A 12,109-nucleotide genomic window follows, 5' to 3' on the forward strand; every position below is an offset into this window, starting at 1 on the left:
GTATTTTGCAGACGAGCCGTTCGCCCCGGACGCCCTTCGACAAGCTCAGGGCAAATGGCGGAGAGATGAGTCGGACTTTATCTGCGCCATAGCCCCAACCGTCGCGCGGATCGCCGGGATCAGTTCCGCCTCGAACCACGGATTCTTGACCAGCCACGGCTGGTTGCGCGGCGACGGATGCGGCAAGGGCAGCCAGCCCGACGCCAGATAATCGCGCCAGCTGCGCACCGTCTCGCCGAGCGTCGCCTTGCGCATACCGCCCAGATAATGCGCCTGCGCATAATGCCCGACCAATATCGTGAGGCCGATATGCGGCAGCGCGGCATTGAGCCGATCATGCCAGCGCGGCGCGCATTCGCGACGCGGCGGCATATCGCCCGACGCCGCCTTGCCGGGATAGCAGAAGCCCATCGGGATGATCGCGACCTTCGCGGGATCGTAGAATTGCGCCGGCGTCAGCCCCAGCCAGTCGCGCAGACGGACCCCGGAGGCATCGTCCCACGGCACCCCGCTTTGATGCACCTTGCGCCCCGGCGCCTGCCCGACGATCCTGAGCCGCGCGGCAGGATCGGCCTGCACCACCGGACGCGGACCGAGCGGGAGATTGTCCGCGCACCGCCGGCACGCGCGGATATCCGCCAGAAGCTGGACGAAGGGATCGGACATGCCGGGCAATGTCGGTGTCGCCGCGCGCGACGACAAGCTCAGCTGACCGGTTGTGCCGCCTGCCGCTCGGCGATCGCGGCGAGCGCCTGCCGCTCGATCGCCTCGAGCTCGACCAATGTCATCGTCAGCGCCTCGCGCTGTGCGACCAGCTCGTCGATCCGCCCGCGGCACCGTTCGGCAAGCGTCGCCAATTGCTCGATATGCTGCGGATCGGCGTCGTATAGATCGAGGAATTCCTTGATGTCGCGCAACGTGAAGCCGAGCCTTTTGCCGCGCAGGATCAGCTTCATCCGCGCGGTCTCGCGCCGGGTATAGATACGCGCATTGCCGACGCGGCACGGCGCGATCAGCCCGCGATCCTCGTACAGCCTCAGCGCGCGCGGCGTGATGCCGAGGCTGGTCGCGACATCCTGTATCCCGCGCAGATCGTCTTGCTGTTCCACTATTGTCCGCCCCCTCCCCCGAGCGCCGCCCCGCGGCCTTTGCTTTCTTCGACCAGCTCCTTCTTCGAAAGCTTGCCGATCAGTGTCTTGGGCAGAGCATCGCGAATTTCGATGTCATGGGGAAGCTCGATCTTGCTCACCTTGTCGGCAAGGAAGGCACGCAATTCCTCCGGCGTCGCGCTCGCCCCGGGCTTGAGCGTGACGAAGCCCTTGGGCGATTGGCCGCGATATTGATCGTCGACCCCGATCACCACCGCCTCGGCCACCGCGGGATGCTCGTACAGCGCATCCTCGATCACCCGCGGATAGACGTTATAGCCGCTGCTGATGATCACATCCTTGATGCGATCGACGATGAACAGATAGCCGTCGGGATCGAGATAGCCCACGTCCCCGGTGCGCAGCGCGCCGTCGACGAACACCTTGCGGGTTTCGTCGTCGCGCCCCCAATAGCCCTTCATCACCTGCGGCCCGCGCGCGCAGATCTCGCCGCGCTCGCCCTCGGGGCAGAGCCGGGCGGGATCGGCAAGATCGCGGATTTCGATCGTCGTGCCGGGAAACGGCACCCCGGCCGATCCCGCGCGCGCCGGGCCGTCGATCGGGTTGCAGGTGATGATCGGCGAGGCTTCGGACAAGCCGTAGCCCTCGACCAGCCGCGCGCCGGTGGTGCGGGTGAAGGCGTCATGCACCTCGGCCGGCAGCGGCGCGCCACCCGAAATACACGCGCGGATATTTGAGAGGTCGATCGACCGCGTCGCCGCGACGCCGGCGATCGCGCCAAAGATCGTCGGCACCGCGGGGAAGAAGGTGGGGCGCGTCCGCGCGATCGTCTTGAGCGCATCCTCCAGCCGGAACCGCGGCATCAGGATCATCTGCGCGCCGACCCGGATCGAGAAGCTGAGCACCGTTGTCAGCGCAAAGACGTGGAACAGCGGCAGCACGCCGAGCACGCGATCCTGCGTCGCGCTTTCGCCGCCGACATGGACGACCATCGCATCGGCATTGGCGACGAGATTGGCGTGGGTCAGCATCGCCGCCTTGGGCAGCCCGGTGGTCCCGCCGGTATATTGCAGCACCGCCACCCCATCGGGCGACACCGCCACGGGCGTCGGCTCCCCGCGCCTCGCCACCATATCGTGATAGGTGATATGCTGCGGCCCGTGCCGGGCGGGGGCGATGTCCTTCCGCCGGAACAGGCGATAGGCGATGCGCTGGAGCGTCGGCAGCCCCTCCGCGATCGGGCAGGTAATGACGTGCTGGACGCCGAGCTCGGCCGCGACCGCCGAGACGCGCGCGTGGACATCGGTAAGATCGCAGGTCGCGATCACCTGCGCCCCCGAATCCTCGAGCAGATGGTGAAGCTCACGCTCGACATAGAGCGGGTTCACATTGACGACGACCCCGCCGAGCCGCAGCGTCGCGAGGAACAGGATCGGATAATGCGGCATGTTGGGCATGCACAGCGCGACCCGCGTGCCCGCTCCGACGCCGAGGTCCTGCAATCCCGCCGCCGCGTGCCGGACGGCTTCGGCAAGCTCGGCATAGCTCGTCACCCGCCCCATGAAGTCGATCGCGGCCCATTCAGGGTGTTTCAGCACGGTGGCGTCGAACAGGTCGGTAAGCGGGCGCGGCGTCGAATCGAGTCGGGCACCTGTCGCAATTGCCTGTTTCGTCACCATTTTCTCTCCCGTGCTCGACGCAATTCGCCACCGTTTGCCGCAGCTCGTCACAAATCGGTTGTCGACCGATCGGCTCTTGCCTATGCGACCTGACCTATAGGGAAGATAGAATACCAATAGGTCACCCGCAATCACGTCGTTCGAGGAAGGGAGAGGAAAATGATCGCGACGACTCTGCTGGCACTCGCGGCGGCGGGCAGCGCCACCCCCGATGCGGTGATCGGCCGCTGGCGCACCGAAACCAAGAACGGCATCGTCGAGATCCAGCGCTGCGGCGCATCGATTTGCGGCCGGCTGGTCACCTCGGACAAATTGCGCACCGATCCCGCGCTCAAGGATCTCAACAACCGCGACGAAAGCCTGCGCAACCGGCCGCTCAAGGGGCTGATGATCCTCAGCGGCTTTACCCAATCCGCCGACGGCTGGAGCGGCGGCAAGATCTACAACGCCGACGACGGGCGCACCTATAGCGCCAAGGTCACGCCGCTCGGCGCCGACAGGCTCAGCGTGCGCGGCTGCGTCTTCGTGCCCCTGTGCAAGACGCAGACCTGGGTCCGCGTCAATTGAGTCAATCTCTCCCAAAAGTTCGAGTGAAGCGTAAGCGTAAAGGAGTAAGCATGTCCCCCTCCCTCAAAGTTTCCATTGCCGCCGGCGCGTTCGCCTCAATGTTCGCCTTGGTCGGGCAGGCCAATGCCCAGGCCTTCTATCTGCAGGAGCAATCCGCGCGCGGCGCCGGCCGCGCCTTTTCGGGCGAGGTCGCCGATACCGGCGCGGCGTCCTTGTGGTGGAACCCGGCGGCGATCGCCGACGCCGAGGGGATCGAGGGGACGTTGAGCGCCTCCGCGATCCTGCCGCGCGGCCAGGTGGTCGATCGCGGAACGGTGATCGTGCGCCCCGCGCAAGGCCCAGCGCCAGTCGGCGGCGACGCGGTGTCGCGCAACCCGATCAACAACGGGGTGCTGCCGTCGGGCGCGTTCGTCGCGCCACTCGCCCGCGGCGTGGTCTTCGGCCTCGCGGTGACCTCGCCGTACAGCTTCACCACCGATTACAGCAGCTCGAGTTGGGCGCGCTATTCGGCCGATCGCACCCGGCTGCGCACGGTCGATATCCAGCCGTCGCTGGCGGTGGCGCTGACCGACTGGCTGCGCGTCGGCGGCGCGGTCAACGTCGAATATACCGATGCCTCGCTCAGCAATAAGTTGCCCAACCTGTCCGCCGCGCTGCCCGACGGCGAGCAGAAGCTGTCGGGCGACGGCTGGGATGTCGGCTGGACCGCCGGGCTGCAGATGCACAATGATTTCGCGACCGTCGGCATCGCCTATAAGTCAGCGATCAAGCACAATCTTAAGGGCGATCTCACGGTCTCGGGGCTGCTCGGGCCGCTGGCGGGATCGAACATGTCGCTCTCGGGCGTCCGCGCGAGCTTCTACACTCCGGCGCAGATCATCGTCGGCGGGCGTTTCCGCGCGACCAAGGCGCTCACGCTCAACGCGCAGGCGGTGCGCTATACCTGGAGCAAGTTCGACGCGATCGGGCTCGGCGCGCCGCTCAACACCGCGATCCCGGAAAACTACCGCGATAGCTGGAGCCTCGCCGGTGGCATCGATTATGCGGTCTCCCCCGCGCTCACGCTGCGCGCCGGCGTCCAGCGCGCGCTCACCCCGACGCAGGACGGCGAACGCGACGCGCGCGTCCCCGATGCCAATCGCTGGAATTACGGCGTCGGCGCGAGCTATGCGGTCAACCGTCATTTCACCGTCGATGCGGCGGCGAATTACGTCGATTTCGCCGATTCCTCGATCGACCGCATCACCGCGGCCTATGTCGGGACCCCGGCGCAGACCCCGATCCTGACCAACGGCGAGCTGCAGAAGGCCCACGCCTTCGTCTTGTCGCTCGGCGCGCGGATGGCACTCTGACGGCACGGCCGCGCGGCGTGGGCTGACCGTCAGTCCGCGCCGCGCGGCCGCGTCTCGGGAAGCGCAAGCAACACCGGGAGCACCCCCAGCGCGACCAGCGCGATCATCATCCCCGGTGCAGCGGGCGCGCCGCTTCGCTGGGTGAGAATCTGCGCCAACCACGGGGTCAATCCGCCGAACAGCGCGGTCGCACTGGTCGCGCCGAGCGCAAGCCCGCTCAGCCGGCCCTCGACCGGCACCTGCTCGGCGGTCGCCACCGCGCCGACAGCACTGACTCCGCCTGCCAGGATCGCGAGCAGCACCGCCCCCGCGATCGCCGGCCCGGTCTCGGCGCCGGCAAGCAACCGGAACAGCGGGTAAGGCAGCAAAGCCGACAGCAAGGCGAGCCCGACCAGGACGGGCCGCCGCCCGAACCGATCGGCCAGCACGCCGGCCAGCGGGGTCACCACGATCACCGCAACCCCGGCGATCGTCGCAAGCTGCAACGCCTTGGCCTCGGTCAACCCACCGGTCGACACCAGATAGATCGGCACATAGGTGATGCCGACATAATAAGTGATCGATCCCAACGCGGAGATCGCAAAACCGCGCAGCACGCCGGGGCGGTGTCGGGCGAGCGCATGGCCGAGCGGGTGGCGCACCAGCGTCCCGGCGGCGCGCTGGATTTCGAACTCGGGGGATTCGCGCATCGCCGCCCGCGCGACAAGGATCGCGCCGGCGAGGGCTGCGCCGATCAGGAACGGCACGCGCCATCCCCAGGCGTCGAGCGCCGGGGTCGGCAGCAAATTCACCGTCAGCGCCGCCACCCCCGCCGCGAGCAATCCGCCGATCTCGCTCGTCGCTGCCGCAAGCGAGGTGACGAGCCCGCGCCGGTGCGGCAGCGCTCCCTCGAGCAGATAGGCGACCACCCCGGTATATTCGCCGCCGACCGCGAACCCCATTACGCAACGCAGCAGCAGCAACAACATCCCCGCGGCAGGGCCGATCTGCGCCACCGTCGGCAAGAGCGCGGTGAGTCCCATCGCCACGGTCATCAGCGTCATCGAGGCGAGCAGCGTCGCGCGGCGGCCGTGACGGTCGCCGAAATGCCCGAAGACGATCGCGCCGATCGGGCGCAACAGATAAGCGACCGCAAACCCCGCCAATGTCGTCAGCACCGCATTCTCGCCGACGAAGAACAACCGTGAGAGGACGGTCGTGAGATAGAGGAAGAGCGTGAAGTCGTACCATTCGACGACGGTCGAAATGGTCGCCAGGGCGAGGGATCGGCGGTCGAGCGGCTGCAAGATCAATAGCCTAGCGGCCATCTATGGCATCGGCAACCCGTCTTTCATCGCTTTGAAAAACAGCGATATTCTGCTAAATTTGCGGCAGAGCTCCTTAGCCCGTGACGCATTTTCGTCAATTAGCTGGTTCGGACCGGTTCGGAACAATCCGATCCAATCCGACGCCAAAACACGGACAGAAACACGGACACAGATCAGGCGATTCGGAACTCGCAGCCACGGAGGCGGAGTATGACAAACCGAAGGCAATTCTTATGGGACGAGGTATCAATAAGCTGAGCGTGCGAGGCATCGAGGCACTCAATACCCCCGGTTGGCATGGCGATGGCGGCGGCTTATGGCTGCGCATCACCGAAAAGGGCTCGAAGAGGTGGATCTTCAAATGGGCGCTCGACGGGCGTCGTCGGGAGATGGGGCTTGGCTCAGTTGCTTGCATCTCGCTCGCAACCGCACGCAGAAAGGCCGAGGAAGCACGCGAGTTGCTCGCCGCCGGCCATGACCCTCTCGAAGCCAAGCGCGACCAGGAGGAAGCTGCCGCGGCAGTTGCTGATGAAACCTGTGCCAGAAGCGCCACACCAACCTTCAGAGAATATGCGAACGCCTATATCGATAGCCAGATGGGCGGTTGGCGATGTGTCAAACTCCATAAGCAATGGCGCGCCAGCATTGAAAACCACGCGAAGAACCTGCTGGACCTGCCCGTCGATGCGATCACGACCGATGACGTGCTGGCTGCCTTGCAGCCGATCTGGCTGACTATATCGCCGACCGCAGGGATTTTACGCGGGCGCATTGAAACCATCCTCGATGCGGCCAGGGCAGCGACTTCGTGACGGGCAGGTAAAGGGCGCGGCCGTTCTGGTTCCGCCCGGCGCCGATATCGGCTTCAGATAATCGCCCGAGAAACGAGGGCGACGGTGCCGTCCTTCGCGATTTCGACGAGATAATATTGTTTGTCTTCACAGCGCACCCGCCAGACGGGATTGCCGTGGTTTCTGGCCACCGCGGCTTCCTCGGTGATCTGCTGGCAGGACCAGCCGGCGTCGCGAACCGCGCGAAACAATACGCCCTCCCGATCCCAGGCTTTGAGATGCTCGAACTTGGCAGCGCCCTCGACATTGTCGTGACCCTTTGTCTCCGCGCTCGGCAACGGATGCGAGCAGGCCGCGAGCAGGACGGCGATCAATACGGGCGAAATCCGCGACATCAGCAATCTCCCAAGGGACCAACGGGAGAGTGCGGCAACTCTCGCTGCGGCATCATTGGGAATGATACGGATTCTCGTTTCGAGGGGATTCGGCTCCAACTGCATCCTCATTCATGGAGTCGAAAAGATGATCGACTGGTATCGCGAACGCGCCGAGCAGGAACGCAGCATGGTGCGGCTTGCACAGGGACGCAACGCCCAATCGTCGCATCAGACGATGCTGCGACTGCTGATCGGGCAATGCGCAGCACAACCCGAGCTCGATCGCACCATTTGCAGCAATTGTGCTCTACGTGGCTTGTGCCGCCGGGTCAGGGCGCAAGCCTTTCTTGGTCGACTCGCCGCCTGAATGACGAACCGGATTGCTCGGAATTCTCATTTCCGCTGCGCGACAACCTCAATCGGCGGCCGTCGCCTGTAGCAGCAGATCGTGCTCGCCAGCTTCGATCAGCGTATCGGCGATGCTGCCGTGCAGCGCCCTGGCGAGACCGCGTAGCGCATGTGTGACAATGACCGTCAGATCGGGCGAGAAATCCTGCTCCGCCTGACGAAGCACGTCGCCAGTGTCTCCGACGACCGCAATGGCATTTGTGGAAAAACGCAGCTGGGGATTTCGCGCGGCGAACCCCTGCAGCGTTGATTCGAGGGCTTCCTGTTGGTCACGCCAGATTCGGCTGACGTCTCCGCCAGCAAGGATCCGATTGCGCAGATCCGGCACGAACGCATGAACCGCGACGATCTCGTCGAGCGAGGTCACCGCCAGCGCCAGGTCGAGCGTCGATTGGGCCAGCACGCCATCGGCAACAGCCACCAGCAGGCGGTGATAGGGTGCGTCGGAAGGGCGGCGGACGACCAGGACGGGCCGGTGCGTCAGGCGCAGCAACTGCTCGGCGACAGTCGGAAGCAGATGTTCCTTCCAGCCTGCCTTGTGATGCGCTCCCAGCAGAATGAGGTCGACATCATGGCGCTCGGCGATCTCGGCGATACACGGCGCGGGGTCGCCCGTCGCCAGATGGGTGCGAACATGCGCGATGCATGGCGAAGTTGATGCCTCCGCATCGGCGATCGCCTTGAGATTTCCGGCCGCGCGCGCCCGGTCGGTTTCATCGTCGCGGCGCGCGTCGACGTGAACCAAGTCAAGCTCGGCACAATTCAGGCTGGCGAGCGACTGCGCCCGCTGCAGCCGAGTTGGAGGAAAAGTCAGTTGCAACAAGAATGCGGTGCATGACTCAGGTTCCTGCCATAGCTGAACATAATCCCCGGCAGCGCTCAGTCGGCGGGCTGCAATAGCCCGTTGAGAATCCACCAGATGTCATCGATCCTGTGCTGCACGGCCAAGACAATGAACGCCAGGGTCGCCGCCGCGACAAAGGCAGCAAACGAAATGCGATGGCCATTCGCCATCGAAGGTCGTTTCGGGTTTTTCGCGAACTTTGACATCTTTGGATCTGCCGGTTTTCGTTTCCGGGCAGAATGATAATCGCCCTCATATCAGGGGAAATACGTGATAGACCGGAGCTATCTCTTTGCTGCGCTCCACGATAGCCAGGCGTGGCAGCCGTTGCGATACGCCCATGGCCAGGCCTCACCGACATCAGACGCCCCCGATGGTTTGTTTTTAGCGCACGCTCGCTGTCTCGCGCTCGAGCGCATCGAGCAATGGGCCCTGGCTTGGCAATATCATCAGGCGCGCCTCGGCAAGGTCAAACCACCGCGCCTCTTCGATCTCGGGAAACGTCCTGATCTTGCCGCTCTTCGGCGGCCACTCGAGCTCGAACTCATTGCTTCTAAAGGTGGCGGGATCCAGCTCCTGCTCGAGTGCCCAGACGGCAACGCGCTTGCCGCCGGCCTGCTTGATAATGCCGAGCGCAACCGCATCTCCGGTAAGCCTGACTCCGAGTTCTTCCTGTGCCTCACGAAAGGCCGCGGCCTCAGGATCCTCACCGGGCTCGATTCTACCCTTGGGAATTTGCCAGGCGCCGGCATCGCGATTGCGCCACCACGGGCCACCAGGGCGGGCCAGCAAGACGTCAAGCCCGCCCGCCCGGCGACGATAGATCAGCAACCCGGCGCTGTGGCTGCGGTGCGCGGCAATAGCCATGATTACTGATGATAGGGAGCAGCCCACGCGAGGAGAATAGGCACTTCGACCGCGACGTCATGAGACCAGTGCACAGCGCAAATGATTGTGACGGCCGAGAGACGCTCGAGCCGACCCTTAAGGGGAATTGCGAATAGAGCCCCTGCCCCCGTCGTTTCAAAAGAACCCGAGACTGACGGGAAGGACTTATTCCAATGCAGGTTCAATCAGGATTTCGGGGACTCGTGCCCCCCTTCCCGCTCGGGGTTTTTGGCGATCTTCCGACGCCACCTCGCGTCGTGCCGAACCCGGGCGATGGCAAGCGCAGGACCACGGGAATCGCTGCGATTGACCCGGGTGCGCGCCTTCTCGAGCTGGCGCCGATCCTGCGCGCTCTTGCCGGTCCTGCAATCGAGTTCGATCTCGCGCTCGGCTATCCGAACGCCCGCATGCGCGCCGATCCGTTCGCGTTCGACGCCACGATCGTCGAGCTGGTCACCGGTGCCTGCATCGCCGGTGCTCGCCGGATTATCGTGCGCAACCGCAAGATCGGTTCGCGGCTGTGGGTTCTCGTGTGTGACGATGGAGATCATTGTCCATCCGGCGCGGAGGCTCCTCGCATTCACGATTTCAGACTGGGCTCACATGGTCGCGTGCGAGCAAAATACCCCGTCGCGCGGGGCCGCGCGGTGGCGCTCACATTCCCCAATATTCTCGGCCTCGCCGGTGCCCAGCCGATTTCGCGTCCATACCCTTTCGTGCGCAAACCCAAGGAGAAGAGCGATGATCAAGACCGACAACCAGTTGCAGCATGACGTGATGGCGGAGCTCGAATGGGACCCGCGCGTCGATCACGCCGATATCGGCATCGCGGTGAACGACGGCGTGGTGACGCTTTCGGGCTATGTGAAAAGCTATCCTGAAAAAATGGCGGCCGAACGGGCGGCGCGCCGCGTCGCCGGGGTCAAGGCGATCGCCGAGGAGATCAAGGTTCGCTTCGCGTCGGATCCCAAGACCGCCGACCACGAGATCGCCAAGCGCATCCTCGACCTGTTCGCCTGGCACGTCTCGATCCCGAAGGACAGGGTCAAGCTCACGGTCGAGCATGGCTGGGTCACGCTCACCGGCGATGTCGATTGGTTCTACCAGAAGGAAGAGGCCGCCAAATCCGCCGGCCGGATCACCGGGGTCCTCGGCATCAGCAACCTGATCGAGGTCAAGAAGCTGCCGGTGGCTGCGGACGTCAAGGAGCGGATCATGGCGGCGTTTCGCCGGCAGGCCAACCTCGACGCGAGCGGTGTCACCGTCGTGACCGAGGGCAGCACGGTGCGGCTCGGCGGCATAGTGAAGGCGTGGAACGAGCGCGGTGTCGCCGAGCGGGCGGCCTGGGCCGCGCCCGGCGTGAACAAGGTCGAGGACGACATTATCGTCGCATTTTGATCGTCTCTCGCTGAGGAGCAGGACGGCCGCCCGCGCATGCGCGAGCGGCCGTCACTCGCCTCCATTATCTGCCTGACCGCCGGGTTCGTTCGACGGAGAGTGCGGAAAAGCGGGATCCCGCGCCGGATCCGGCATGTTCACCGTTTGGCACCCCAGGCGATGGAGAGGCGATGTCGCAAAGGCCCGTGAAATCGGATCGACGGGAAGACCGGGGTTCCGGTGTCAGCGCCTTTGTCTCAGGCAACTGGCGCGGCTGGCTTTTCGGCCTGGTGGTCATCGCCGCGCTCGTCACCGCGATCGCGCATTGGGGCGAGATCGCGGCGTTTGCGCGCCTGTTGCGCGAGGCCCAACCGATCTGGCTGTGCCTCGCGATCATTCTCCAGCTTTCGACTTACGTCAGCGTGGCGATCTCGTGGCGCGAGATCCTTCGCGAGGCGGGCGCGCCGCGCCGGCTGACGCTTCTCGTCCGGATCGCCATAACCAAGCTCTTCGCGGATCAGGCGCTCCCTGGCGCAGGGCTTGGCGGAAACGTGCTGCTGGTCGCGCAGCTTCGCGCAGCGGGTATCTCGCGCGGGGCCGCCGTTGCGGTTCCGCTCCTTTCGACGATCGGCTTCTATGCAGCTTACGCATTGTTCGCGATCCTGATGCTCATTCTCCTGTGGCTGCATGATCGTGCGACGCCGTTGATGGCCGGCACAGTGACCTTGTTCCTGTGCGTCGCGATTGCCATCCCAGTCCTGGCATTGTGGCTGCGCAAGCGTGGGAGCGCTCCCCTTCCGCGCCGGCTGGAGCAAATCGGACCGGTGCGATCGTTGCTTGAGAGCGTCGGCCAGGCTCCGGCCGGATTGCTGAATGACCGCGGGCTGCTCGTGCGCGTCGCGGCATGCAACGCGTTCGTCTTCTTCGCTGATGCCGCGACCCTGTTCGCATCGCTTCGCGCGCTCGGCGGCGCGGCGGCATTCCCGACCTGCTTCATTGCGCTCATCATGGCGTCGATCGTCGCCACGCTTGGGCCAATCCCGCTTGGGCTCGGCACGTTCGAGGCGACCTCGGTCGCAACGCTGAGGCTGCTCGGCGTCCCGTTTGAAGCAGCATTTGCGAGCACGATGCTCCTGCGCCTCCTGACGCTCTGGATCCCGCTCATTCCGGGAATGGTGCTGATGCGCAGTGCGATGCGCCGCTTGCCCGCATCGAGCTCCGAGAGGCGAGGCGCGCTTCCGCGAGGAGGCAATCGGTAAGATCCCGCATACCCACAAAGCAAACCTCGCTGTAGCTGGTCGTCACCCGGGTCGCGACGGCACGGCGGCGAAGAGGTCGTTTTGTTACCTTTGCGAATCAGTTATAGCGCGACCACGGTCAGGCGCGAAAACAAGGCACCCACGCTTTCCA

General features: G+C 64.9%; 15 protein-coding genes. 7 read left to right on the forward strand and 8 right to left on the reverse strand.

From position 1 onward, the window contains the following. Positions 1-45: 45 nt before the first annotated feature. Genes NED98_RS07890 through NED98_RS07900 form a run of 3 tightly spaced genes read right to left on the reverse strand, consistent with a single transcriptional unit; the run spans position 46 to position 2,788 of the window. Complete coding sequence (locus NED98_RS07890; protein ID WP_265312510.1) at positions 46-666, reverse strand: uracil-DNA glycosylase family protein; 621 nt, start codon at positions 664-666, stop codon at positions 46-48. 38 nt (positions 667-704) lie between these two features. After that, complete coding sequence (locus NED98_RS07895; protein ID WP_179515660.1) at positions 705-1,112, reverse strand: MerR family transcriptional regulator; 408 nt, start codon at positions 1,110-1,112, stop codon at positions 705-707. Beyond that, a complete protein-coding gene (locus NED98_RS07900; protein ID WP_432423306.1) occupies positions 1,109-2,788 on the reverse strand; it encodes a long-chain-fatty-acid--CoA ligase in 1,680 nt (559 codons plus the stop codon). The genes NED98_RS07895 and NED98_RS07900 overlap by 4 nt, the downstream gene beginning before the upstream one ends. A 159-nt stretch (positions 2,789-2,947) precedes the next feature. On the opposite strand from NED98_RS07900, the gene NED98_RS07905 reads away from it, so the two are divergent. Continuing rightward, the gene (locus tag NED98_RS07905) at positions 2,948-3,355 is read left to right on the forward strand and encodes a DUF2147 domain-containing protein (RefSeq protein WP_179515247.1); all 408 of its coding nucleotides are present in this window, start codon (positions 2,948-2,950) and stop codon (positions 3,353-3,355) included. Positions 3,356-3,405: 50 nt separating this feature from the next. Further along, the gene (locus NED98_RS07910) at positions 3,406-4,707 is read left to right on the forward strand and encodes an OmpP1/FadL family transporter (RefSeq protein ID WP_265312512.1); all 1,302 of its coding nucleotides are present in this window, start codon (positions 3,406-3,408) and stop codon (positions 4,705-4,707) included. Positions 4,708-4,736: 29 nt separating this feature from the next. Here NED98_RS07910 and NED98_RS07915 read toward each other — a convergent pair whose 3' ends face one another. After that, positions 4,737-6,014, reverse strand: a complete 1,278-nt coding sequence (locus NED98_RS07915) for an MFS transporter (protein WP_265312513.1) — start codon at positions 6,012-6,014, stop codon at positions 4,737-4,739. Between the two features lie 80 nt (positions 6,015-6,094). Here NED98_RS07915 and NED98_RS07920 point away from each other — a divergent pair, with 80 nt between their 5' ends. Then, positions 6,095-6,826, forward strand: a complete 732-nt coding sequence (locus NED98_RS07920) for a tyrosine-type recombinase/integrase (protein ID WP_265312514.1) — start codon at positions 6,095-6,097, stop codon at positions 6,824-6,826. A 53-nt stretch (positions 6,827-6,879) separates the two neighbouring features. Here the strand turns inward: NED98_RS07920 and NED98_RS07925 are convergent, their stop codons facing one another. Continuing rightward, the gene (locus NED98_RS07925; protein WP_265312515.1) at positions 6,880-7,200 is read right to left on the reverse strand and encodes a hypothetical protein; all 321 of its coding nucleotides are present in this window, start codon (positions 7,198-7,200) and stop codon (positions 6,880-6,882) included. A 127-nt stretch (positions 7,201-7,327) separates the two neighbouring features. Between NED98_RS07925 and NED98_RS07930 the strand changes: the two genes are divergently transcribed. After that, entirely contained in the window at positions 7,328-7,549 is a 222-nt protein-coding gene (locus NED98_RS07930; RefSeq protein WP_265312516.1) for a hypothetical protein, read from the forward strand. Positions 7,550-7,597: 48 nt separating this feature from the next. On the opposite strand, the gene NED98_RS07935 is transcribed toward NED98_RS07930, so the two are convergent. The 3 genes from NED98_RS07935 to NED98_RS07945 all read right to left on the reverse strand — a co-directional run bounded on the left by NED98_RS07935 (position 7,598) and on the right by NED98_RS07945 (position 9,301). Further along, on the reverse strand, positions 7,598-8,506 hold the full coding sequence (locus NED98_RS07935; RefSeq protein WP_265312517.1) for a universal stress protein: 909 nt from the start codon (positions 8,504-8,506) through the stop codon (positions 7,598-7,600). Next, on the reverse strand, positions 8,470-8,640 hold the full coding sequence (locus tag NED98_RS07940; protein WP_265312518.1) for a hypothetical protein: 171 nt from the start codon (positions 8,638-8,640) through the stop codon (positions 8,470-8,472). The genes NED98_RS07935 and NED98_RS07940 overlap by 37 nt, the downstream gene beginning before the upstream one ends. Before the next feature lie 178 nt (positions 8,641-8,818). After that, the gene (locus tag NED98_RS07945; protein WP_265312519.1) at positions 8,819-9,301 is read right to left on the reverse strand and encodes an NUDIX hydrolase; all 483 of its coding nucleotides are present in this window, start codon (positions 9,299-9,301) and stop codon (positions 8,819-8,821) included. 194 nt (positions 9,302-9,495) lie between these two features. Here NED98_RS07945 and NED98_RS07950 point away from each other — a divergent pair, with 194 nt between their 5' ends. From NED98_RS07950 to NED98_RS07960, 3 genes are all read left to right on the forward strand, one after another. Beyond that, on the forward strand, positions 9,496-10,095 hold the full coding sequence (locus tag NED98_RS07950) for a hypothetical protein (RefSeq protein ID WP_265312520.1): 600 nt from the start codon (positions 9,496-9,498) through the stop codon (positions 10,093-10,095). Continuing rightward, positions 10,064-10,720: a BON domain-containing protein gene (locus NED98_RS07955; protein ID WP_265312521.1), complete on the forward strand. Its 657-nt coding sequence runs from the start codon at positions 10,064-10,066 to the stop codon at positions 10,718-10,720. The genes NED98_RS07950 and NED98_RS07955 overlap by 32 nt, the downstream gene beginning before the upstream one ends. Positions 10,721-10,890: 170 nt before the next feature. Next, positions 10,891-11,958, forward strand: coding sequence for a lysylphosphatidylglycerol synthase transmembrane domain-containing protein (locus NED98_RS07960; protein ID WP_265312522.1), 1,068 nt, complete (start codon positions 10,891-10,893; stop codon positions 11,956-11,958). The last annotated feature ends 151 nt before the right edge of the window (positions 11,959-12,109 follow it).

Source organism: Sphingomonas lycopersici (genome assembly GCF_026130605.1).
Lineage (GTDB): Bacteria > Pseudomonadota > Alphaproteobacteria > Sphingomonadales > Sphingomonadaceae > Sphingomonas > Sphingomonas lycopersici.